The 23,458-nt window shown below is 70.0% G+C and carries 19 protein-coding genes; 10 read left to right on the top strand and 9 right to left on the bottom strand.

All coding sequences use genetic code 11. The annotated features are described in order from the left end of the window. The first annotated feature begins 333 nt into the window (after positions 1-333). The 6 genes from NVS89_RS11150 to cobD all read left to right on the top strand — a co-directional run bounded on the left by NVS89_RS11150 (position 334) and on the right by cobD (position 7,457). Positions 334-1,449 (top strand): ferredoxin--NADP reductase, encoded by a 1,116-nt coding sequence (locus NVS89_RS11150; RefSeq protein WP_258732822.1) that lies wholly within the window; start codon positions 334-336, stop codon positions 1,447-1,449. A 10-nt stretch (positions 1,450-1,459) separates the two neighbouring features. After that, positions 1,460-2,509 carry a nicotinate-nucleotide--dimethylbenzimidazole phosphoribosyltransferase gene (cobT, locus tag NVS89_RS11145; protein WP_258732821.1) on the top strand — a complete coding sequence of 350 codons (1,050 nt, stop codon included), beginning with the start codon at positions 1,460-1,462 and terminating at the stop codon, positions 2,507-2,509. Positions 2,510-2,904: 395 nt separating this feature from the next. Beyond that, the gene (locus NVS89_RS11140) at positions 2,905-4,131 is read left to right on the top strand and encodes a uroporphyrinogen decarboxylase family protein (RefSeq protein ID WP_258732820.1); all 1,227 of its coding nucleotides are present in this window, start codon (positions 2,905-2,907) and stop codon (positions 4,129-4,131) included. Between the two features lie 50 nt (positions 4,132-4,181). Then, positions 4,182-6,014 (top strand): MtaA/CmuA family methyltransferase, encoded by a 1,833-nt coding sequence (locus NVS89_RS11135; protein WP_258732819.1) that lies wholly within the window; start codon positions 4,182-4,184, stop codon positions 6,012-6,014. A gap of 99 nt (positions 6,015-6,113) precedes the next feature. Beyond that, positions 6,114-6,404: a zinc ribbon domain-containing protein gene (locus NVS89_RS11130; protein ID WP_258732818.1), complete on the top strand. Its 291-nt coding sequence runs from the start codon at positions 6,114-6,116 to the stop codon at positions 6,402-6,404. 12 nt (positions 6,405-6,416) lie between these two features. Further along, entirely contained in the window at positions 6,417-7,457 is a 1,041-nt protein-coding gene (gene cobD / locus NVS89_RS11125; RefSeq protein ID WP_258732817.1) for a threonine-phosphate decarboxylase CobD, read from the top strand. A 16-nt stretch (positions 7,458-7,473) separates the two neighbouring features. On the opposite strand, the gene NVS89_RS11120 is transcribed toward cobD, so the two are convergent. Together NVS89_RS11120 and NVS89_RS11115 are read right to left on the bottom strand one after the other, a co-directional pair. Continuing rightward, entirely contained in the window at positions 7,474-8,595 is a 1,122-nt protein-coding gene (locus NVS89_RS11120) for a uroporphyrinogen decarboxylase family protein (RefSeq protein WP_258732816.1), read from the bottom strand. A 14-nt stretch (positions 8,596-8,609) separates the two neighbouring features. Further along, positions 8,610-9,542 carry a tetrahydromethanopterin S-methyltransferase subunit H family protein gene (locus tag NVS89_RS11115; protein WP_258732815.1) on the bottom strand — a complete coding sequence of 311 codons (933 nt, stop codon included), beginning with the start codon at positions 9,540-9,542 and terminating at the stop codon, positions 8,610-8,612. Positions 9,543-9,886: 344 nt separating this feature from the next. On the opposite strand from NVS89_RS11115, the gene purU reads away from it, so the two are divergent. The 4 genes from purU to cobA all read left to right on the top strand — a co-directional run bounded on the left by purU (position 9,887) and on the right by cobA (position 14,097). Further along, a complete protein-coding gene (gene purU, locus NVS89_RS11110) occupies positions 9,887-10,750 on the top strand; it encodes a formyltetrahydrofolate deformylase (RefSeq protein WP_258732814.1) in 864 nt (287 codons plus the stop codon). Between the two features lie 38 nt (positions 10,751-10,788). Beyond that, positions 10,789-11,688: a bifunctional 5,10-methylenetetrahydrofolate dehydrogenase/5,10-methenyltetrahydrofolate cyclohydrolase gene (locus NVS89_RS11105; protein WP_258732813.1), complete on the top strand. Its 900-nt coding sequence runs from the start codon at positions 10,789-10,791 to the stop codon at positions 11,686-11,688. Between the two features lie 20 nt (positions 11,689-11,708). Continuing rightward, positions 11,709-13,115: a bifunctional folylpolyglutamate synthase/dihydrofolate synthase gene (locus tag NVS89_RS11100; protein ID WP_258732812.1), complete on the top strand. Its 1,407-nt coding sequence runs from the start codon at positions 11,709-11,711 to the stop codon at positions 13,113-13,115. Positions 13,116-13,311: 196 nt separating this feature from the next. After that, positions 13,312-14,097 (top strand): uroporphyrinogen-III C-methyltransferase, encoded by a 786-nt coding sequence (cobA, locus tag NVS89_RS11095; RefSeq protein WP_258732811.1) that lies wholly within the window; start codon positions 13,312-13,314, stop codon positions 14,095-14,097. A 21-nt stretch (positions 14,098-14,118) separates the two neighbouring features. Here the strand turns inward: cobA and pcaD are convergent, their stop codons facing one another. From pcaD to NVS89_RS11060, 7 genes are all read right to left on the bottom strand, one after another. Beyond that, on the bottom strand, positions 14,119-14,904 hold the full coding sequence (gene pcaD, locus NVS89_RS11090) for a 3-oxoadipate enol-lactonase (RefSeq protein WP_258732810.1): 786 nt from the start codon (positions 14,902-14,904) through the stop codon (positions 14,119-14,121). Then, complete coding sequence (locus NVS89_RS11085; RefSeq protein WP_258732809.1) at positions 14,901-17,045, bottom strand: alpha-amylase family protein; 2,145 nt, start codon at positions 17,043-17,045, stop codon at positions 14,901-14,903. The genes pcaD and NVS89_RS11085 overlap by 4 nt, the downstream gene beginning before the upstream one ends. 76 nt (positions 17,046-17,121) lie before the next feature. Continuing rightward, positions 17,122-18,756, bottom strand: a complete 1,635-nt coding sequence (locus tag NVS89_RS11080) for an ABC transporter ATP-binding protein (RefSeq protein ID WP_258732808.1) — start codon at positions 18,754-18,756, stop codon at positions 17,122-17,124. Beyond that, positions 18,749-19,675, bottom strand: a complete 927-nt coding sequence (locus tag NVS89_RS11075; protein ID WP_374114560.1) for an ABC transporter permease — start codon at positions 19,673-19,675, stop codon at positions 18,749-18,751. The genes NVS89_RS11080 and NVS89_RS11075 overlap by 8 nt, the downstream gene beginning before the upstream one ends. A gap of 13 nt (positions 19,676-19,688) precedes the next feature. After that, complete coding sequence (locus NVS89_RS11070; RefSeq protein WP_258732806.1) at positions 19,689-20,606, bottom strand: ABC transporter permease; 918 nt, start codon at positions 20,604-20,606, stop codon at positions 19,689-19,691. Between the two features lie 87 nt (positions 20,607-20,693). Further along, entirely contained in the window at positions 20,694-21,779 is a 1,086-nt protein-coding gene (locus NVS89_RS11065; RefSeq protein WP_258732805.1) for a TolB-like translocation protein, read from the bottom strand. A gap of 146 nt (positions 21,780-21,925) precedes the next feature. Then, positions 21,926-23,446 carry an ABC transporter substrate-binding protein gene (locus NVS89_RS11060; RefSeq protein WP_258732803.1) on the bottom strand — a complete coding sequence of 507 codons (1,521 nt, stop codon included), beginning with the start codon at positions 23,444-23,446 and terminating at the stop codon, positions 21,926-21,928. Between the last annotated feature and the right edge of the window lie 12 nt (positions 23,447-23,458).

Below are 23,458 nucleotides of genomic sequence, written 5' to 3'. Positions count from 1 at the left end.
ACGCGCCCGTGGCCCGGGCGGCCGGTCGGGGCCGGCAGACTTCCGCTCGTTTGCCTCCGTGTAGGGGCGGGAAGGGACGGCGGCGCACCGGCCGCCTCTCACAAGTCCTCCGTCCCGCGAGTCCCCCCGTCCACCCCCGTCTTACCCCCATCGATACCGACCTGCCGGCCGCCAGCCGACGGCGCGCCTGCGCCATAGCCGATCCATGCCCGGCCGGCGAAATCGGACGCGACCAGCAGGTGCGGCCGCAGCGGGCCTATTGACGATCTCAAAAATCCTACGTTAACGTTGTAAAAAATGCGCCAGATACTGGCCGTTGACGGGAGGAATGAGATGGCTCGCTACAATCTGGTGGTCGTCGAGAAGATCCATGAGGCGGACGACACCTGCTCGCTTCGCTTCGAATTGCCGGCCGAGGTGGCCGACGATTTCGCCTACAGCCCCGGCCAGTTCGTGCATGTGCGCGCCGTGGTCGACGGAGCGCCGGTCGAGCGCAGTTATTCGCTGAGCTCGGCGCCGCAGGTCGACCCGCACTTCCAGCTCACCATCAAGAGGGTCGAGAGCGGCGCGCTGTCGCCGTTCCTTGTCGAACAGGTGCAGCGCGGCGACCGGCTGGAGGTCTCCGAGCCGCAGGGCCGCTTCTTCGACGAGAATGCCGGACCGGCGCGCCACTACCTGCTGTTTGCGGCGGGCAGCGGCATCTCCCCGCTCTATTCCATCCTCAAATGGCTGCTCGGCCGCGAGCGCGGCGACAGGGTCACGCTGGTCTATGCCAGTCGCTGCGAGAGCGGCATCATCTTCCGCGCGGAGCTCGACGCGCTCGCCGCCGCCCATGGCGAGCGGCTGCGCCTCGTCCATGTGCTCTCCCGCCCCGCGCCGGGCTGGACCGGCGAGAGCGGCCGGCTGGTCGCCGACGCGATCGAGCGGCTGCTCGGCCCGCGCGATGCCGGGGGGCTTCCCGAGATCGCCTATCTGTGCGGGCCGGAAGCCTTCATGGCATCCGTCGCCGAAGCGCTGGAGCAGCGCGGCCTCGCCCCGCGCGACATAAGGCGCGAGAGCTTCGCGACCGCCGAGGCGGTGTCCGCCGACGCGCTGGACGACGAGACCACGGTGCGCATCCTGCCCGAAGGCACGGCCGAGGATACGCCGGTCGCCGCCGCGCCGCAGACCGAGCTCACCGTGGCGATCGACGGCGAGGAGCATTCGATCGTCCCGCAGCCGGGCGAGACCATCCTCGCCGCCCTGCAGCGGGCGGAGATCGACGCGCCGTTCTCGTGCCAGGAGGGCACGTGCCTGTCCTGCATGTGCCGGGTCGAGCAAGGCGCGGTGCGGATGCGCCGGCACGAGCTGATCGGCCTCACGCCTGAGGATCTGGGCGAGGGCATTGCGCTGGCCTGCCTCAGCAAAGCGGAGGGCACGCGGGTGCGCGTGTCGTTCGAGGATGTCTGAAGCCATCGCCATGGACCAGGCCGTTGCGGCGCCCGGCCTCGAGCGCTTCGCCCGGCTCGCGGAGACCGCGCCGGAGCCGGACGAGGCGGCGGCGCGCGCCGTGCGCGCGCGTCAGGCCAACCTGACCAAGCCGCCCGGCTCGCTCGGCCGGCTCGAGGAAATCGCCGAATGGCTCGCCGCCTGGCAGGGCCGCGAGATGCCCGCCGCCGACCGCGTGCTGGTCGCCATCTTCGCCGGCAATCACGGCGTGGCCGCGCGCGGGGTTTCCGCCTATCCCGCCGAGGTGACGGCGCAGATGGTGGCGAATTTCAGCGCCGGCGGAGCGGCCATTAACCAGCTCGCGCGCGCCTTCGGCCTCGCTCTCAAGGTGGTGCCGCTCGACCTCGCCCGCCCGACGCAGGACTTCACGCTCACGAGCGCGATGAGCGAGGAGGACTGCGCGCAGGCCATGGAATGCGGCGCGCAGGCCCTCGACGACGAGATCGACCTGCTCTGCATCGGCGAGATGGGCATCGGCAACACCACCGCCGCGGCGGCGCTCTTCCACGCCCTGTTCGGGGGCGAGGCGGCGGCATGGGTGGGGCCGGGGACCGGCGTACAGGGGCCTGCGCTGCAGGCCAAGGTCGAGGTGGTCGAGGCGGCGGCGCGGCGGGCAAGGCAGTCGAGCGGGCCGGGCGAGATGCCGCCGCTCGGGGCGCTGCGCCAGCTCGGCGGGCGCGAGATCGCGGCCATGGCCGGCGCCATCCTCGCCGCGCGGCACCGGCGCGTGCCGGTGCTGGTCGACGGCTTCGTCGCCACCGCCGCGGCGGCGGTCGTGCACCGCATGGCACCGGGCGCCATCGACCATTGCCTCGTCGGGCACCTGTCGGCCGAACCGGCGCATGAGCGCGCGGTGCGAGCGATCGGCAAGCGCCCGCTGCTCAGCCTCGACATGCGCCTCGGCGAAGGTTCCGGCGCCGCGCTCGCCGTCGCGGTGGCGAAGGCCGCGGTGGCGACGCATTCCGGCATGGCGACGTTCGAGTCCGCCGCCGTCAGCCGGGAAAGCGGGGCCGGATCATGAGCGCCCCGCGCCCGTGTCTGGCTCGCCCGGCCATGCGCCATCCCGCTACAGCGGACGCCGCCCGCCAGCGCTTGACTTGCAGCTTCAAATATCTCCATCATACGTTTGATAATGAAAATGCCGTCGCAAACGGCGGATGGGGGCGATGCCAGGTAAGGACCGCAAGTCCAACCCCTAGCGGGTCCCCGACCGGCTCTGGGCCCGGAGGAAACGCGATGCACGCCATGATGCAGGCCATCGAGGATCGTCATTCCGATCGGGCGAAGGCCGCCCGCACCCGTCCGTCCTCGCCACCGGCCGCCCCGCCGCGCCCGTTTACCCGTCGCAGCGCTCCGTCGCGGCACTGAGCGCAAGGCGGAGCCGGGTCGATGGAAGCATTCCTGCCCCGATATCCGATGGCCGACTGGCTCGAGCGGAGCATCCCGGTCGAGATCGGCTGCACCGCCCGCAGCGGCCTGCGGGTCGACCCTGCCGGCGCGGACCGGGCGGGGCCGTTCATCGACCCGATCGAGGCGGTGATGCCGCTCGCTCACGACGTCGCCCGCGCCCATGGCAGCGATTTCGCCCGTTGCGGCGTGCTGAGGCCGCATCCCGCCGGCGGCGCGAAGGACTTCCGCGACGAACTGGGCGTGACGTGGCGGATGAGCTCGCTGGGTCCTTCGCCGGTCGAGCATCCGCTGGCCGAGGCGGGCCTCTCCGAGGTGGCCGCCCATCCCTTCCCGCCGCTGCCACCCGATCTTCAGTTCGCCGACGCGGCCGGCATGAACACGGTGCTCGACGCGCCGACGCCCGGGGTGGTCGGCACCGCGCTCGCCCTCGTCGGTTCCTGGCGTTTCCTCGAGATTTTCATCGACGAGCCGGCGCTCGCCTCGGCGCTGCTCGACTGGGGCGCGGCCTGTGCCCGCCAGCATTATGCCGAGCTCCTGCGGCGGCTGCCGCGCACGCCCGATCTCGTCCTCTATCAGGACGTGGTCGGCACCGACCAGGCGCCGTTCTTCTCCGAGGCCGAGTTCCGGCGGTTCGTGCTGCCGCGCCTTGCCGGCGTGGTCGACGTCCTTCGCGGGCTCGGCGGCGCGCGTATCGGCATCATGCTGCGCGGGGCGACGCTGCCGCTGCTGCCACTGATCGCCGATCTCGGCGTCGAGGTGATCGGGATCGACCACTGCGCGCGCGGCATGGTGGCCGAGCGCGTGCGCGGCGCCGTCGGGCGCGAGGTGGTGCTGCACGGCACGGCGGACCTCGTCGCGCTCGGTGGCTGCGTCGCGAGCGGGGATCTGCGCGGCACCGCGCTGCTCGCCTGCGAGCTCGCCGAGGCGATGCCGGTCATCGCCGCGCCCGGCGCGCCGATGGACGAGGGCGAACTCGCCGATGCCGCCTGCGGCGCGGCGTTCCTCGCCGCCCTCGCGCCCGACGAACTCGGCGACCTCGCGCGGCTCGGCCCGGTGCGCGCGCCGATCGAGCGCGCCATGGAGCACGTGCGGCTGCTAGTGCGCGAAGGTGCGCTTTCCGGCGTCTCGCCCGACCGGCTGGCGAGCCTCGCCGTCCCGGCACCGACCCGACCTCACCGCGCCCGCCCGCCCGAAGGCGAGGCGCGCGCGCGGGCCGGAACCGATCCGATCTGAGATCACAACCAACAACGGAGGAAGACGCTATGGCTGGAGCAGGTGGCAGGATGACGAGCCGCGAGCGCATGTTCGCGGCGGTGACGATGACCGATCTTCCCGACCAGGTGCCCTGCGTGCCGCTGCTCATGGCGCGCGGCATCCGCGAGGGGGGCATCACGGTCGACGAGGCGCTGCGCGACGGCGAGGCCTCGGCGCATGCGAAGGCCAAGGCGCTGGCCAAGTTCGGCGGCGACGTCATCATCGCCGGCACCGATCTGTTCACCCCGGTGGAATGCGTCGAGGGTTGCGAGCTCGACTATCTCCCCTATGCCCAGCCCTCGCTGGTGAAGCACCCCACCCCGACCCGCGAGGCGTTCTACCGCTTCAAGGAGAAATATGAACGGGAGGGCTTCCAGCCTTCCGCCCGCGTGCTGGAGATCCAGAAGGAAGCGCGGACCATGGTGAAGCTGGGGCTGAAGGACACGCATGTCATCCCGACCCCGGTCGGTGGGCCGATCACCACCGCCCAGCTCATGACCGGCTCGTCCGAGTTCCTGCAATATCTCAGCGACGACCCGGATTATGCGCTGGAGGTCACCGAGCTCGCGCTCGACATCGTCAAGAACGTCTGCCGCATGATGTTCGAGGCCGGGATCGACGTGTGCAACATCCTCGACCCGTTCAACTCCTCCGACATCCTGCCGCCCGACGTCTATCGCAAGCACGGGCTGCCGTTTCAGAAGCGCCTGTTCGCCTATATCCAGGAGATCGGCGGCATCGGCTTCACCCATACCTGCACCTTCACCCAGCCGATCTGGCGCGACATCGCCGAGAATGGCTGCCTGAACTTCAACGGCGACATGTATCCGGGCATGGACCACGCCAAGCGCGCCATCGGCGGGCAGATTTCGCTGATGGGCACGCTCTCGCCGTTCTCCACCCTGATGCACGGCTCGCCGGAGGATGTGCGCAACGAGGTCAAGAAGCTCGCGGCCGAGGTCGGCTACAATGGCGGCTTCATCTGCATGCCGGGCTGCGACATCGACTGGACCATCCCGGACGAGAACCTCCACGCCATGATCCAGCAATGCGCGGAGATCCGCTACCCGATGGACATCGCCGCCCTCGGCGACCTCTCCAGCGTCTATATCGCCGGCCATCCCAAGCACATCGGCAAGCGCAGCTCCTCGGTGGCGGGCGACGAGAAGGTCGAGGCGGCGAAGGAGCACAGGGGCGAGAAGACGCCGGAGGACGAGGTCTACGAGAAGCTCGTCGAGGCGATCATGGACTACGACGCCGAGAAGGCGAAGGAGTGGGTTCAGGTCGGCCTCGACCGGGGCATCTCGGCGCAGAAGATCGTGTTCGACGGGCTCTCGCTCGGCATGAAGATCGTCGGCGACATGTATGAGCGCAACGAGCGCTTCGTCACCGACATGCTGAAGGCGGCCAAGACGATGGACGCCGCCATGCCGCTGCTGACCCCGTTGCTGGAATCCTCCGGCAATTCCGGCGGGCCGAGCGGCACCATCGTGGTCGGCCTCGTGCGCGGCAACACGCAGGACATCGGCAAGAACCTCGTCTGCCTGATGCTGAAGGCGAACGGCTACAAGGTCATCGACCTCGGCAAGAACGTGAAGCCGGAGCAGTTCATCGACACCGCCGAGCGCGAAAGCGCGGTGGCGATCGGCATGTCGGTGATGACCAACTCCTCCACCGTCTATGTCGAGAAGGTGGTGGAGATGCTCAAATCCCAGGGCAAGGACGACAAGTACCTGCTGATGATGGGCGGGGCGGCGGCCAATCGCGGCATCGCCGACAAGTTCGGCGTGCGTTACGGGCTCGACGCGAACGCGGCGGTGAGCCTGGTGAAGGAGTATCTTGAGCACCGCGTCGCCGCGTGATGGATAGGGGTCGCCGCGGTTCCGGTCCGCCGGGCCGCGGCGCCGCCGTCCTGCCGTCGCGCCGCTATTCTCGCGCGAGGGCCAGAGAAGGAGGCAGGCATGCCGGCCTATGAATTCCACTGCGGCGAGTGCGACGCCGCGCGCGATGTCCTCGTCGACTTTGAGCGCTCGCGCGAGCTGGAACTGATCTGCCTCGCCTGCGGCGGCACGATGCGCGTCGCGCCGGTGCTGTCGGTACGCGTGCAGGGCTTCTCCGCCACCGCGGTGGAAGACGGGGCGGAGGCGGGTGCGGGTGCCCGATCATGCGGGCACAGCTATGCCTGCCGGTGCAATGCGGTCAGACTGACCCGGCCCAACCCGCTGGTCTCCCGGCCCTCGCCGGCCGAGTGAGAAGGTACCCTCTTGAACATCAAGGCTGATCGTCCCCGCAGCGTATGGTCCGGCCCGGCGGTCGCCCATGGCGGCAACCTGTCCGCGGCGCGCCGGCTCTTTCCGGACGCGGCCGGGCCGTGGATCGACCTTTCGACCGGCATCAATCCGCTCGCCTATCCGATGGAGACGCTGAACGTTCCGGCGAGCGCCTGGACGCGGCTGCCCGAGCCGGCGGAGATCGAGCGGCTCGAGGCGAGCGCGGCCGCCGCCTATGGCGCCCCCGACCCGCGCGGCCTCGTCGCGGCGAGCGGCACGCAGCCGCTGCTCCAGCTCCTGCCGCAGCTCCTGCCGGCGCGGCGGGTCGCGATCCTCGGCTTCGGCTACCAGGAGCACCCGGCCAGCTGGCGGGCGGCGGGGGCCGAGGTGCGGATCGTCGACAAGGTGGACGAGCTTACCGCGCCCGGCACCGAGGTCGCGCTGGTGGTGAACCCGAACAACCCGGACGGGCGGCTCATCGATGCCACGGTGCTGCGGGAGGTCGCAGAGAGCCTCGCCGCGCGCGGCGGGCGGCTCGTCGTCGACGAGGCGTTCATGGATGTGGTGCTGCCCTCGCAGAGCCTCGCCCCGCAGCTGCCGCCCGGCACCATCGTGCTGCGCTCCTTCGGCAAGGCCTACGGGCTGGCGGGGCTCCGGCTGAGCTTCGCCATCAGCGATCCCGCAACCGCCGGGCAGATCCGGGCCCGGCTCGGCGCCTGGCCGGTCTCCGGGCCGGCGCTGGCGATCGGCACCGCCGCGCTGGCCGACCGCCACTGGATGGAAGCCGAGATCGCCCGGCTGGAGGCCGCCGCCGCGCGTCTCGATCGCCTGCTGGAACGCGCCGGGCTCGACGCTGTCGGCGGCACCAGCCTGTTCCGGCTGGTGCGCAGTTCCGACGCCGCCGGCTGGTTCGAGCGGCTCGGCCGGGCCGGCATCCTCGTCCGGCGCTTCGACGAGCGGCCGGAATGGCTGCGCTTCGGCCTGCCGGGTCCCGAGGCGGACTGGCGGCGGCTGGAGACGGCGCTGCGCGACTGACGTCGAAGCTACGATTTCATTCGGGCAGCAGCATCGCGGCGAGCGCGTCGTCGAGCACGCCGGCAAGGTCCCCGGCGAGCAGGCGCGGCACGTCCAGCGTCTCGAGAAAGGCGGTGGCGAGCCGGATGTCGGCGTGCGGGCACTGCGCGGGGATGTTGTCGCGCGGGGCGGCGATCATCGGCCAGCCGACGACGATGTCGTCGAGCGTCGCCATCAGCCGGTCCCGGTTCTGCCGGCGCAGCGCGGCGGCGAGGCCGGGAAAGTCCAGCACGCCGTGGAACACGATGTCCGGCCCGGCGGCCGCGCGCACCTCGGCGATCGCCATGCCGGACGCTTCCGGCTCGAAGTTCAGCACCCGCACGCCGAGCGCGAGGATCTGGCCGAGGATCGGCCGGATGGCGCCGCAGGAATGGAACAGGAGAGGGGCGGGGCAGGCGGTGCGGATGACCGAGAACAGGCGCGCCATGCGCGGGCGCAGGAAGAAGGCGAACCGCTCCCCGGACAGATAGAGGCCGGTCCGGTGCGCGAGGTCGTCGCCATAGACGATGAGGTCGGGCGCACCCGGCAGCGCCGAGAGCATCTGCCGGTAGTCGCGCGCGATCAGGTCGGCGGCGCGGTCGAACACCGCATTGGCGACCGGCCAGCGCTCGGCGGTGTCGTCGAGCAGCTCGTAATAGCCGCGCAGGCGGAAGGCGGTGTCGATCAGCCCGGGCGAGGGGACGTCGGCAACGATGACCTGCTCGCGCGCGGGATCGGCCAGAAGCCCGGTGCCGGCGAGGGGAGGAAGGGGTGCACGCGGCGCGCGGGCGATGGCGCCGATGCCCGCCCCGGCGAGCGGATGGTCGAGCGGGGCCGGCTCGCCATCGGCCCAGATCCACGACACGCCGTCGCGGTCGGTGAAGCCGTCCTCGTCCGGGTCGATCGCGGCGCCCGCAAAGGCGGGGCCGACGCGGCGGGTCTGCGCGCCGAGCGCGTCGAGCTCGGCCGGCGAGAGCAGCGGCAGGTGCATGACCGGATCGCCATAGGCCCGGCCGCCGCCGGGCACCGGGCGTTCGCGCGGGCGCAGCGCGGTGAGGGTCGAGGTGCCGACATCGACCAGCAGCCGGTCGACCGGCCGCCCCGCGAGCAGGGCGGCCAACCGCGCCCGGGGCGTCATTCCGCGGCGGCGGCCGGCGGCGCGCTCGGCGAGGCCAGCTTGAACATGGAGAGCACCGGATGCGGGCTCGGCAGCTTCTGGCCGTCGAGCTCCTGCGCCGCGAAGCCGAGGAACACCTCGCCGCTCGCCACCGCATGGGCCGCCGGCACGGTGCGCTCGATCAGTCCGTAATGCAGGAAATCGCCGCCATGGAAGCGGATCGACAGCAGGCTGGCGCCGAGCGAGAGGTTGACGAACTCCTTGCCGAGCGACTTCAGCCCGGTCCATTGCGGGAAGCAGTTCGCCACGGCGCCGCCGGCGGGATAGCCGAAGGTCTCGCGCACCAGCTTGATGGCGCGGTTGGTGATGCCGATCGAGGGCGGGTCCATCACGCCGCAATCGACGATCGGCGCCGTCACACCGATCTCGTCGAGCCAGGGGCGGAAGGTGTTCTCGATCATGTTGACCGTGCCTTCCGGCGTGGGGTCGGCGACGTCATAGGCGAGGATCATCACCGCGCCGGGCTTGTATTCCTTCAGCGCGTCGATCTCGAACGGCTCGGTGTCTTCGTTGAGCGAGGCGAAGATGCAGCGGTCGAGGCAGCCGATCTCGGCGGCGGTCTTCAGCCCCTGCACCCGCGCCTCGCCCTCGGTGGCGTTGATCAGCATCGGCAGGTCGGTGCGGGCGGCGACGAAGCGCAGGAAGCGGTCCATCGCCTCCTCCGAGGCTGCGATGACGTCGAACGCCATCTGCATGCCGTAGGTGCGGTGGGTGTCGTTCACCCGCTGGATCAGCTTGGCGGCGCGCGCCTCGTCGAACGTGCCGGCGAAGGCGTCGGTGACGATGGAGTGCTTGTCGTAGAAGATCGAGCCGACCAGCATGCCGGTCCGCCCGCCGAGAGGGCCGCCGATGGTGACCTTGCCCAGGTTGATCTCGTGAAGCTCGGCCATGCGTTCCTTCCTCCCTCTCGCGTGCCCCGGGCCGCCGCCGGCGCGGCCGGCGCCGGGTCGGTCCCGCTGCCGTCCCGGGCTTTGCGGGCGGCGAAGAGCGACGCTGTGCTGTTTCCTGTCGGGCGTTGAGCGCACGACGATTATGACGTGAACGTTAGATTATCTTCCTTTTAAGTCAACAGTCTCCTCCGGCTAGCTCCGGCCGTGATGCACGCGGTTTGGCTATGATACGCCTTGTGCCGGCAAGGTGCTTGACAAAGCGGCACGCAACAAATCATACGTTAACGTAATAAAATGAATAAGCGACGCCACCGACGGATCGGCGTCGCATGGAGGAGCCCGCCGTGGAGACGTCCGCCTTTATCCTGAAGCTCGCCTGCCCCGACCGCCCCGGCATCGTGGCGGCGGTCTCGCATTTCCTGCTGCATGCGGGGTGCACCATCGTCGAGGCGCAGCAGTTCGAGGACCCGACCGAGAAGCGATTCTTTATGCGGGTCGTGTTCGCCGGTGCCGGCGGGGAGGTCGAGCCCGCGCGCCTGCGCGCCGCCTTCGAGCCCGTCGCCGCCCAGTTCGCGATGCAGTGGAGCCTGACGCGGCAGGGTGAGCACAAGAAGGTGCTGATCCTGGTCTCGAAGTTCGACCACTGCCTGGTCGACCTGATCTACCGCGCTCGCATCGGCGAACTGCCGATCGACATCACCGCGGTCGTCAGCAATCACGGGGCGGAGAACTACCGCCACATCGACTTCGGCGGCCTGCCGTTCCACCACCTGCCGGTGACGAAGGAGACCAAGCCCGCGCAGGAGAGGCGCATCCTCGAACTGGTCGAGGAGACCGGCGCCGACCTCGTCGTCCTCGCCCGCTACATGCAGGTGCTCTCGGCCGAGCTGTCGGCAGGGCTGGCGCGGCGGTGCATCAACATCCACCACTCCTTCCTGCCCGGCTTCAAGGGCGCCAAGCCTTATCACCAGGCGCATGAGCGCGGCGTGAAGCTGATCGGCGCCACCGCCCACTACGTGACCGACGACCTCGATGAGGGGCCGATCATCGAGCAGGATGTCGAGCGCATCAGCCACTACGATTCACCGGAAAACCTGGTCCGCAAGGGCCGCGACATCGAGCGTCGCGTGCTGGCCCGGGCGGTGCGCTACCACGTGACCGACCGCGTGCTGCTCAACGGCCACCGCACCGTCGTTTTCCCGGACTGACCGCGACATCGTCCGCTTTTCAAGAAGGTTGCACAGACATGACGGCCAGGATCATCGACGGGAAGGCGGAAGCCACCCGCCTCGTGGAAGGCGTGAACAGCCGGGCGGCCCTCTTCGCGCAGCGTGCCGGCCGGCGGCCGGGGCTCGCGGTGGTGCTGATCGGCGAGGACCCGGCGAGCGCCGTCTATGTCGGGGCCAAGACCCGGCGCGCGGCGGAGGCGGGGCTGGCCTCCTTCAAGCACCACCTGCCGGCCGACACCAGCGAGGCAGCGGTGCTGCGGCTGCTCGACGAACTCAACGAGGACCCGGCGGTCGACGGCATTCTGGTCCAGCTCCCGCTGCCGCCGCAGATCTCGGCCGAGCGGGTGCTGAACCACATCAACCCGGCCAAGGATGTCGACGGCTTCCACCCGCTGAATGCCGGCCTGCTCGCCACCGGCCAGAAAGCCGGGCTGGTGCCCTGCACCCCGCTCGGCTGCCTGCGGCTGATCGAGACCGTGCACCCCGACCTGACCGGGCTCGACGCGGTGGTCGTCGGGCGCTCGACCATCGTCGGCCGCCCGGCCTCCCAGGTGCTGCTCAATGCCGGCTGCTCGGTCACCGTGGTGCACCGGGAAAGCCGCGACGTGCCCGGCCATTGCCGCGAGGCTGATATCCTTCTGGTCGCGGTCGGCCGGGCGGGGCTGGTGCGCGGCGACTGGGTGAAGCCGGGCGCGGTGGTGATCGATGTCGGCATCAACCGGGTGGCGACGCCGGAAGGCTCGGTCATCCGCGGCGACGTCGCCTTCGACGAGGTGGCCCCCATCGCCGGCGCCATCACGCCGGTGCCGGGCGGGGTCGGCCCGATGACGGTCGCGGCGCTGATGGAAAACACGCTGCACTGCGCGGAGAACATCTTCGCGCAGTCCGCCGGCTCGCTGGCGCTGGCGTCCGCCTGATCCCGCGCGGAGCCCGGGAGATGGAAACGACCGCAGCGCCCCCGCCCTTGCCCCCGCCGGCGCCGGAAGCCCGGACCGGACGGCCCCGTCCGGCGGACCGGGACGCCGGGCGCGAGGTCGCCCGCGCGCTCGGCGAGCTCACCCGCCTGCACGGCGCCGTCATCGACTATTCGCTGGAGCGGATGGACCGCCTGCTGGCCGATCTCGGCCGGCCGGAACGCCGGCTGCCGGCGGTGATCCATGTCGCCGGGACCAACGGGAAGGGTTCGACGCTCGCCATCATGCGCACGCTGCTGGAGGCGGGCGGCCGGCGCGTGCACAGCTACACCTCGCCCCATCTCGTGCGCTTCAACGAGCGCATCCGGCTCGCCGGCGCGGGCGGGTCGGCGCCGGTCACGGACGCGGTGCTGGCGGAGGCGCTCGGCGAGGTGCTCGACGTCAATGGCGGCCAGCCGCTGACCTTCTTCGAGGGCACGACCGCCGCCGCGCTGCTGCTGTTCGCGCGCCTGCCGGCCGAGGTGGTGCTGCTGGAGACCGGGCTCGGCGGGCGCTGCGACGCCACCAATGTGGTGCCGGAACCGGCGGCGACGGTCGTCACCTCGCTCTCCTACGACCACCAGGCCTTTCTCGGCCGCACCATCATCTCCATCGCGCTCGAGAAGGCCGGCATCTTCCGGCGCGGCGTGCCGGCGGTGCTGGCGCGGCAGGATTTCAGCGAGGCCGCCCGTGCGATCGTGCGGGCGGCGGCGCAGATCGGCGCCCCGCTCCGCTCGGCAGGCCCGAACTTCTACGCCGAATCGTGCGGCGACGGCTTTCGCTACGTCGCCGATGGCCGCACCATGGACCTGCCGCTGCCCGGCCTCGCCGGCCGCTACCAGATCGACAATGCCGCGGCCGCCATCGCCGCGCTGGAGGCGGCGGGCCTCGCCCCGTCGCGGGAGGTGCTGGCGCGCGCCCTGCCGCTGGTGCGCTGGCCGGGCCGGCTGCAGCGGGTGGAAGGCGGCTTAGGCGGCCGGCCCGGGCGCGGGGCGAGCCTCCTCGTCGATGGCGGTCACAATCCCGGCGCGGCGCAGGCGGTGGCCGCCGAGATCGCCCGCCTCGACGCCGCCGACCCGCGCCGCAACCTGCTCGTCTTCGGCATGCTGGCGACCAAGAACCCCGCCGGCTTCCTGCGCCCCTATCGCGGCCTCGTCGAGCAGGCCATCGCCGTGCCACTCGCCTTCGCCGAGGGGCCGGCCTTCTCCTGCGAGGAGCTGTGCGCGAGTGCCGCCGATGTCGGCATCGCCTGCCGACCCGCCCGTTCGCTCGACGAGGCGATGGAACTCGCCGCCCGGCGGGCAGGCCGGAACCCGGCCCGGATCGTCGTCTCGGGCTCGCTCTACCTCGCCGGCGAAGTGCTCGCCCGCGCCGGGCTGGCGACCGGCTGAAGGCGCCCGACGAAATGACGCCCGCGAACCGCCTGTCGGCGCTGGAATTTCCGGGCGGCATGAATACAAGGTGACCGTGGCCTGCGCCCGGCATGACGAGCCGGAGGGCAGGCCAAGTTGAGGGAAGCGATCCCTGCCGGCCCATAGCGACGGGCGGCCGGGATCGGGCGCTATCATTGGAATAGCGAGGTGTGCGTTGATCGATCTCGGGCCGCTCCGCCAGCATATGCCCACCTTCGAGCCCGGCACGGTCTGGCTCGTCGGGTCGGGGCCCGGCGACCCGGCGCTGCTGACGGCGGCGGCGATCCATGCGCTGCAATGCGCCGACGTCATCGTACATGACGCGCTGGTCTCCGAGGCGGTGCTGGCGCTGGCCGCGCCCGGCGCCGCGAGGGAGTTCGCGGGCAAGCGCGGCGGCCGGCCGTCGGCGCTGCAGCCCGACATCACGCGGCGGCTGATCGAGCTGGCGCGCGAGGGCCGGCGCGTGCTGCGGCTGAAGGGCGGCGACCCGTTCGTCTTCGGCCGGGGCGTCGAGGAGGCGATGGCGCTCGGCGAGGCGGGCATCGCCTTCCATGTCGTCTCAGGCATCACCGCCGGTATCGGCGGCCTCGCCTCGGCCGGCATCCCGCTCACGAGCCGGATGACCAATCACGGGGTGATCTTCCTCACCGGCCATCTGGCGAGCGCGGAGGGCATGGCGATCGACTGGAAGGCCATCGTCGATTCGCGCCTGCCCGTCGTCTTCTACATGGCGATGGCGGTGCTGCAGGAGATCGCCGGCGGCCTGCTCGGGGCGGGCATGGCGCCGCTCACGCCGGCGGCGGCGGTCGCCCGCGCGAGCCTGCCCGACCAGCAGGTGCTCGTCACCACGCTCGGCCGGCTGGTCGAGGACGTGCAGCGCGCAAACCTCGCCACGCCGGCCATCGTCGCCGTCGGCTCGATCGTGTCGCTTCGCTCGGTGCTCGCCCCGTCCGTGCCGTGACGGCCGGCGGGGCGTGCCGGCTCACGCCGGGACGGACAGGAACGCCTCGACCTGCCGCGTGAACTCGCCGGGCTGCTCGACATTCGAGACATGGCCGGCATCGAGGCGCGCGAGCTGCGCACCGGCGATCCTCCCGGCGATGAACATGCCGGCTTCCGGCGGCGTCGAGCCGTCCCTCTCACCGACGATGACCAGCGCGGGATGGCGGATCTTCCCGACCTCGTCGCGGAAATCGAAATCGCGCAGGGCGGCGCAGCAGCCGGCATAGCCCTCGACCGAGGTCGCCGCCACCACCTGGTGCAGGCGGGCGATGGTGTCCGGCTCGCGGTCGGTGAAGGCGGGGGTGAACCAGCGCGCCATAGTCGCGGTGGCGATTGCCTCCATGCCCTGCTCGCGGGCCATGGCGGCGCGCTGGTCCCACAGCTCGGGCGGGGGCATGCGCACCGCGGTGTTGGCCAGCACGAGCCGGCCGAGCCGTCCGGGCGCGTTCACGGCAAGCCACATGCCGGTCATCCCGCCCATGGAGATGCCGCACCAGTCGGCCTGCGCGAGGCCGAGATGGTCCATCAGCGCGAGCGCGTCGGCGCCGAGCCCGGCCATGGAATAGGGGCCCGCCGGCGCGTCGGAGCGGCCGTGGCCGCGCTGGTCATAGCGCACGACGCGCCGATTGCGCGCCCAGGACGGGACCTGTGCGTCCCAGAACGAGACGTCGGCGGCGAGCGAGTTCGAGAGCAGGAGCACGGGAGCGCCGTCCGGGCCGTCGACCCGGTAGTGCAGGCGCCCCCAGCCGGTCGGGCAGAAGCTCATGCCGCCCCCGCGCCGCGTATCTCGATGGTCTCCATCGCCTCCAGCTTCGGCAGGGTCAGGCGCAGATACGCGCCCTGCCGCTCCACCGGAATGTCCCGCTCGGCGAAGACCAGTCGCGCGGTGCCGGCCTCGAAGCCCTCTGGCGCGCGGATATCGATGACGAGGTCGTGCAGCGGCACCAGCTCCTCGATGATGCGCCGCTGCCCGGTGTTGAAGCTGCCGGGCGAGGAGAAGTTGATGAGCGACAGTACCAGCCGGTCCTCGCGCCGCAGCAGGGCGAGGTCGACGAGGCCCGGCCCGGTGACGCGCAGCACGTCCTGGAACCCGTCCGCCGCCTTCACCGCATTGGCGAGCAGGCGGAACAGGTCGCGCAGCCCGTAGCGGAAGCCGATCAGGTCCGGCTGCCACGGGAAGTAGACCACGCGGCCCTCGCCGACGGGCCGGTCGACGACCATCGGGTAGTCGGTGACATGCTTGATGACGTTGAACTCGGGCACGCTGATGCCGCTGCCGACCTCGCCCTCGACCGGCGGCACGAGGGTGAGCGGCGCCGTCTTGCCGTCGCCCTCGCCGTCCGGCGTGCGCACGAACACGATGTCGCCGGCGACCGGGATGAGGTCGGTGCCCTCGAAGCCGGCCATCAATGGGTTGTCCGGATCGCGGATGACGCCATAGGCGGCGCGCAGGTTCGTCCACGTCACCCCGGTCTGGGTGATGCCGGCGAGGCGGCCCAGCAGCGTCTGCGCGCGCGGGTTGCCGAGCGCGTCGAAATTGCCCGAGAGATGGGTGGCGACGAGATGGCCGCCCCCTCGCACATAGGCTTCCAGCGCGTCGCAGGCGGCGTCCGACAGGCAGGCGGCGTTCGGCAGCACGACAGCGCGGTAGCGCTTCAGCGCCTCGAGGCTCAGCCGGTGGCCAGAGAGGATGTCGAACGGGACGCGCTGGTCCATCATCGCGTTGTAGGCGCCGCGGAAATGGTCGAGATAGCGTCCCGTCGGGTCCTGCTGGCCGATATTGTCGAGGCTGTGCCGCGAATAGACCAGCGCCACCTCGGCCCCCGAGCGGTTGTCGAGATAGGTGTCGCGGTTGGCGCGGAAGCGGGCGAAGGTGGCGCGCAGGCTGTCGAGGCCGCGCTTGTCGAAATGGGTCTCCTGATAGCCGGTGACATGGATCCACGGCATCACGCCCTGCGCCATGATCTGGCCGGCCCACATGCGGTTCTCCGCCGCCGGCACCGCGTAGAAGCGCCACCAGGGCAGGAAGTAGCTCACCGTGATGCCGCCGCCCTTCTCCGGCGCGAGGTCGCGCATGTAGCGCGCCTCCAGGCCGGGCCAGAACATGTTGGCGTAGCGGCGCTGGGCCTCCAGCACGATGCCGTCCTGATGCGGCTCGGTATAGTCGAGGTCCCAGCCGCCGACGCGCGAATGGTCCCAGGATTCCGCCACCTGGCTGAGCGGGATCCACGCCGCCTCCGGCCGCACGCGGTTCTTGAGCGCCTGAACCTCGGCGTTCCACTCGGCGATGCACTCGTAGCGCCATTCATTGTACTGGCGCCAGGTCTCGTCGCCCCAGTTCTCGGCTGGCAGCGCCTTGCCGGTGCGGGCGCGGAACTTCGACCGGCATACCCCGCAATGGCACTGCGGCGTATGCCAGGGCGAGAACTGCGCGGCGTTGGCCCACACCGCGTCGAAGGGATAGCGGGTCAGCATCTCCTCGATGACCCGCATCATGAAGTCGCGGTAGTAGCCGCCGTTCGGGCAGGTGATGAAATGGCCGTGCACGCCGATCGGCTTGCCGTTCTTGTCCTGCGCGAACCATTCGGGCCGCTCCTCATAGAGCTTGCGCGAGGCCATGGAGGGGTCGATGCGGGCGACGGGGCGGATGTCGCGCTTCTTGAGCGCCGCGATCATCTCCGCCGCGAGGTCGCGATCGCCCAGCGTCGCGGCGCGCGGATGGTGCTTCACCTGCGTCGGGTAGAAGGCGACGATGCCGCCGACCGAGAAGCCGAGTGCGTCGAGCGAGAAGGACTGGGCGAAGTCGGCCATCTTCTCGGCGTCCCAGGTCCCGGCGTCTCCCTCGCGCAGCGTCATGATCATGACGAGCGAATGCTTCAGCCAGCTATGGTCGATGTGGGAAGTCATGCGTGTACCTATGTCGGTCGGCCGCGCCCGCCGCGCGGTGAACGGCGCGCGGCGGGTGGAACGGGGTGGGCTCGGGTCAGGCGGCGTGGTGGCTCAGCAGCGGGTCGGCGTTCAGCAGTTCGCGCGTGTAGTCGTGCTGCGGGTTCTCGAAGATCTCGCGGGTCGGGCCCTGCTCGACGATCATGCCCTTGTGCATGACCAGCACCCGGTCGGCGAAGCTGCGGACCACCGGCAGGTCATGGGCGATGAAGAGATAGGAGAGGCCGAACTCGTCCTTCAGCGCCTTGAGCAGCGCGATCACCTGCGCCTGCACGGAGACGTCCAGCGAGGACACCGCCTCGTCGCAGATGATGATGTCGGGTTTCAGCGCCAGGGCACGGGCGATGGCGATGCGCTGGCGCTGGCCGCCCGAGAACTGGTGCGGATGGCGGCCGGCATGCTCGCGCTTCAGGCCCACCTCCTCCAGCAGGTCGCCGACCCGCTGCTCCCACTGCGCGCGGGGCAGGGCGTCGCGATGGATCGCCCAGGGCTCGGAGACGATCTCGAACACGCTCATGCGCGGGTTGAGCGAGGCGGTCGGGTCCTGGAACACCATCTGGATCTGGCGCTGCGCCAGATCGCGCGTCTCGGCCGTGGGGTCGATCAGGCTGCGGCCGCGGAAGAAGGCGTCGCCCGAGGTCGCTTCCTCGAGCCCGATCAGCGTGCGCACCAGCGTTGACTTGCCCGAGCCGCTCTCGCCGACGATGCCGAGCGTCTCGCCCTGCGCCAGCGTGAACGACACGCCGCCGAGCGCGCGCACCGGCGGGCGGGCGGGGCGGAACAGGCCGGCCGGCGTCACATATTCCTTCGTCAGCTCCTCGACACGCAGCAGCGGCTCTGCCGGCGCCGCGCGCTCGGCGATGTCGGGGAAGCCGTGGCGGCCGGGAATGGCGTCGAGCAGGCTGCGCGTATAGGGGTGCTGGGGAGACTCGAACACCTGCTTGACGGTGCCGGCCTCGACGATGCGGCCGGCATTCATGATCACCACCCGGTCGGCCATGCCGGCGACGATGCCGAGGTCGTGGGTGATCATCAGGAGACCCATGCCACGCTCGCGCTGCAGCTCCTTCAGGAGGCCGAGGATGCGCGCCTGCACCGTGACGTCGAGCGCGGTGGTCGGTTCGTCGGCGATCAGCAGATCCGGGTTCAGCGCGATCGCCATGGCGATCATGATGCGCTGGCGCTGGCCGCCCGAGAACTGGTGCGGATAGTCGCGAAAGCGGGCCGCGGCGTTGGGCAGGCCGACCCGCTCCAGCAGCTCCAGCGCCTTCGCGTTGGCTTCCGCGCGGGCGACGCCGTGGGTGCGGAAGGTCTCCGCCACCTGCCAGCCGATCGGGTAGACCGGGTTGAGCGCCGCGAGCGTGTCCTGGAACACCATGGCGATGCGCGAGCCGTTGATCTCGCGCTGGCGCTCGGGCGTGGCCTTGAGCAGGTCCTCGCCGCAATAGAGCACCTCGCCGGAGGTGATGCGGCCGGGCGGGATGTCGATCAGCCCCATCAGCGCCGAGGAGGACACGCTCTTTCCCGAGCCGCTCTCGCCGAGGATGGCCAGCGTCTCGCCCCGGTCGATGTGCCAGGAGACGTCGCGCACGGCGGGCACGACGCCGTTCCGGGTGTGGAACTCGACCGAGAGATGCTTCACCTCGACGAGATGGCCGGAGGTCTCACTCATTGCCGCCGCCATTGCTGCTGCTCCGTGCTTCGAGCCGCCAACGCTGCACCGGGTCGGTGACGATGCGCAGCCAGTTGGCGACGAGGTTCAGGGACATGGCCGTGAGGGTGATGGCGAGGCCGGGCCAGAACGCCACCCACCAGGCGGTGCCGAGATAGCTCTGGCCCTGCGCCACCATGGCGCCCCAGGTGAATTCCGGCGCCTGGATGCCGAGGCCGAGGAAGCTGAGGCTGGACTCGGACAGCATCACGAAGGCGAATTCGAGCGTGGCGATGGTCACCAGCGTCGGCGTCACGGTCGGGCGGATGTGGCGCCAGACGAGGCGCAGCGGGGACGCCCCCATGACCTTCGCGGCGACGACGAAGGTGCGCTCGCGTATCTCCAGCACCTCGGCACGGGTGGTACGCAGGTAGATCGGGATGCGGGTGATGGCGAGCACCAGCACCAGATTGGCGATGCCGGCGCCGAGCACGTAGAGCACGATCATCGCCAGCAGCAGCGAGGGAAAGCTCATCAGCACGTCGGCGACGCGCATGATGACGCCGGTGGTCCAGTCGGCCCGGTAGCCGGCTATGAAGCCCAGCAGCGAGCCGATCAGCAGCGAGGCGATCACCGACAGGCCGGCCACCATCATGGTGTTGCGGGTGCCGACGGCGATGCGCGCGAGGATCGAGCGGCCGAGCGAATCCGCCCCGAGCACGTAGTGCCAGCCGAGATGCATCGACATCGGCGGCGCGTTGCGCGCGGCGAGATTGATGCGCGTGGCGCTCTGCCCGAAGATCGTCGACCCGAACAGGGCCGCGAACACGACCAGCAGCAGGAACAGGACCGCGACGAAGGCGAACTTGTCCCGCCACAGCAGGCCCAGCGACTGGCGCCAGAGCGAAGGCTCGGTCATGGCGATGGGAGGTGCCGTCATGGTCATTGGGCCCTCATGCGTGCTTGATGCGCGGGTCGAGCAGCGCGTAGGCGAGGTCGATCGCGATGTTGAGCAGGAAGATGGCGCAGGCGGTGAGGATCACGCCGGCCTGGATGACCGCGAAGTCGCGGTACTGGATCGATTCCATCATCAGCCGGCCGATGCCGGGCAGGCCGAAGATGACCTCCACCACCACCGCGCCGTTGATCATGCCCGACGCCTGGTCGCCGGCCACGGTGATGATCGGCAGCATGGCGTTGCGCAGGGCGTGGACGAAGACGATGACCCGCTGGCTCACGCCCTTGGCGCGGGCGGTCTTCACATAGGCGGAGGAGAGCGCGCTGATCATCGAGCCGCGCACCACCTGGGCCAGCAGGCCGCAGGGCCGCACCGCCAGCACGATCACCGGCAGGACCCAGTATTCCGGCCCGCCCATGCCGGAGGTCGGCAGCCAGCGCATCCACACCGCGAAGACGAGCACGCTCACCAGAGCGAGCCAGAAGTTGGGCACGCTCGCCCCGCACAGCGAGATCACGTTGATGAAGCGGTCGAGCACGCCGTTCGGGCTGCGCGCGGCGAGCGAGCCGGCGACGATGGCGATGACGAGCGCCAGCGCCATGGCCAGGACGGCGAGGGTGAGCGAGACCGGGAACGCCTCCAGCACCAGGTTGAGGGCGGGGCGCTCGAGACGCATCGAGCTGCCGAAGTCGAGATGCACCAGATTGGCGAGGAAGTGGCCGAATTGGACGATCATCGGGTCGTCGAAGCCGTGCGCCTGCGAGAAGGCCGCGCGCACGTCCGCCGGGGTGTCGATCGGCAGATAGAGGTCGCTCGGATTGCCCGTCAGCCTCGACAGGAAGAAGACCAGAATGATCAGCCCCATCATCGAGATGAGGCTGTGGAGCATTCGCTTCGTGACATAGCCGTTCACGGTCGCTCTCCGCTGTTGCCAGGGCCCGGCGACGCATCGGCGCCGCCGGCGGTACGGGGGACGCCACCGTTCATCCGGTGGCGTGGCTCACTTGGTGTCGGCGTACTCGCCGTTCCGGCGGCGGATCACCTCGCGCTCGGCGGGGGTCTCCCATTGCTGGGCGTACTCGCTCTTTTCCCAGGCTTCGAGGTCCATCAGGCCGATGCCCATGCCGAACCCCGGCTCGCTGGTATAGGTGTTGACCATGAAGGCCAGCCACTTGCCGTCCGGGCTGACGTTTGAGTTGCTCGCGCGCCAGGGCTGGCGGTCGAACATGCGGGTCATGCGCACGCGCCGGCCGGAGCCGTCGAGCTTCAGCTTCCACAGGTCGATGGGCGGAAACTGGTCGACGAAGTCGCAGGAGGATTCCAGGCAGATGTGCTGCTGGTCCGGGAAGATGCCTTCCGGCTCGTTATGCGTCAGCGGCTCGTCGATATAGGTCTTCACGTCGAGCGTCTTCAGGTCGATGCCGCGGGTCTGGGTCTTCCAGGTCGTCGAGCGGTCGCGCGGGCCGATATACTCGGCCATGATCACCTCGGTATCGTTGTTGCGGAAGTCCTGCGGCTCGGGCCGGCGCAGGCCGGTCGGCGAGCGGTAGATCGGCCGGGTGGCGCCGAGCTCGGCCCCGTTCGGGCCGTAGTCGAGCTCGGAGACGTAGCACTCGAAATCCTCGAAGCCGCCGAGGCGCGGGTCGTGCTCGCCATGGCGCGAATAGGTGATGCGGTCGGCGATGGAGGAGACGCCGATGCCCTCGAAGAAGGTCAGGCCCATGGGGCGCGGCGGCTCGTTCGCGTCCTTGTCCATGTACCAGAGCTCGGATTCCACGTAGCGGCTGACGTGGTGGTGCTTGAACTCCTTCGGGCCGATCAGCAGGTAGTCGCCATTGCGCAGGAACAGCACGCGCAGGAAGCTGTGGTGCTTGCCGAGATTGCCGGTGAGGTTGCGGATCTGCCGGGTCTCGAGGTCGATCTCGTGCACGTCGCCATAGGCCTTCTCGACGAAGGCGATGCGCTTGCCGTCCGGCGACCAGTAGGGCCGCGCGCCGTAATTGCTCAGCTTCTGGTGGAAGGGCGGCGGGTTGTCGAGGACATGCTCGCCCGCGAAGGCGGCATTGTCCCACTTGTAGATGGGCATGGGTCTTCCTCTCTCGGCGGATCGTGGCGCAGGCCGTGGGCGGCGTGCGGAATCCGGGCGGCGCGGCGGGCGCACCGGCGGCCTGGCCGCCCGGATCGTCTCGGTGCCGGCGCGGGGCGTGCCCGCGCGGCCTCGTTGCGCGGGGCCTATTTGAAGGTGATCGCGCTCAGCTCGAGCTGGCCCTGGGTCGTGAAGTTGGGCTCGTAATGCACCCGCTTGCCCACCCGGATGTAGCTGACCATGTGGTACAGCATGACATCGGGAATGATGTCCTGCTGGATCATGCGGTTGGCTTCCTGGAACAGCTTGGTGCGCTTCTCGCCGGTGGCGAGCGAGGCTTCCTTCAGCAGCTTGTCGAGCTCGGGATTGGATATGTTGGAGAGGCCGCCATCCGACGTGTAGTAGACGATCATCGTGTAGAACGCGTCGCCGGCCGTGTTGTCGTGCAGCTCATGCACCATTGAGGGCGGGCGGTCGGCCGGATACGGCTTGCGGCGCATGGCCGAGTGCTGGATCTTGTCGACCATGTTGATCTTCACGTTGAGGCCGACTTCCTGCCAGTACTGGACCAGGGTCTCGAGCATCTCCGACAGGTTGGCCTGCATGAATTCCGAGCCGTAGAGCTCGATCTCCGTGTCGACCGGCACGCCGTCCTTGCGGGCCTCCTCGATGAGCTGCTTCGCCTTCTCCGGGTCGTAGGGCCACGGCTTCAGGTCGGGGTTGTAGCCGTTGACGCTTGGCAGCATGTACTGGCTGGCCGGGACCGAGAGCGGGCTGACGATGGTGCCGATGAAGGCGCTGCGGTCGATGGCGAGGTTCATCGCCTCGCGCACGCGCTTGTCGTTCAGCGGCGGCTTGTCCATGAAGATGCGCACGCGGCTGGTATCGGCGTTGAGGTAGCCGATGTCGGTGTCCTTGTTGGTCGCGTCCTGCACGGCGAGCTGCAGGGCGATGTCGGCCTCGCCGACCGCGACCATCGAGGCGCGCAGCGCCGGCTCGGAGCGCCAGACATAGGTCGCCTTGGCGACTTCCGGCTTCTTGCCCCAGTAGCCGTCGAAGCGCGTCAGCACCAGGCTCTGCGCCGGGTCCCAGCTGGTGAAGACATAGGGGCCGGTGCCGATCGGGTGGCGCTCGGCCTCCTTCATCGAGGTGCTCGGCGCGGTCATCCCCGTCTGCGCCAGGCTCAGCGGCAGCAGCGGCATCGGCTCGCTGGTGACGATCTCGACCGTGTCCTTGTCGATCGCCTTCGGCTGGATGGTGATGCTGCCGAAGGAGCGGATCTTGTCGCGGCAGGCCAGCTCGGGGACGAACTGGCGCTTGAGCGCGGTCACCACGGCGTCGGCGTCGAACGGCGTGCCGTCGTGGAACTTGACCCCCTCGCGCAGCTTGATCCGCCAGGTGGTCGGGTTGACCTGGTTCCATTCGGTGGCGAGGTTCGGCAGCGGCTTGCTGGTCTTGGGATCGAGTTTGAGCAGCGTCTCGACCACGTTCTCCTTGAGCACGAGGCCGATATAGCCGGTCGAGTTCATGTGGCAGGGCTCGACCACGTCGACCGCGGAGGGCAGGACGATCTTGATGTCCCGCGACGTGTCCTGCGCCTGCGCGGGGGCGAACATCGCCCCGAGGAGCAGCAGGGCGCCTGCCGATAAGGCTCTTGTCGTCGTCACTTGCGTTTCTCC

The sequence above is a fragment of the Ancylobacter mangrovi genome, from assembly GCF_024752355.1.
In the GTDB taxonomy this organism is placed as follows: Bacteria; Pseudomonadota; Alphaproteobacteria; order Rhizobiales; family Xanthobacteraceae; genus Ancylobacter; species Ancylobacter mangrovi.
Note: the sequence above shows the minus strand (reverse complement) of the source record. Positions and strands in the feature narration are given on the sequence as shown.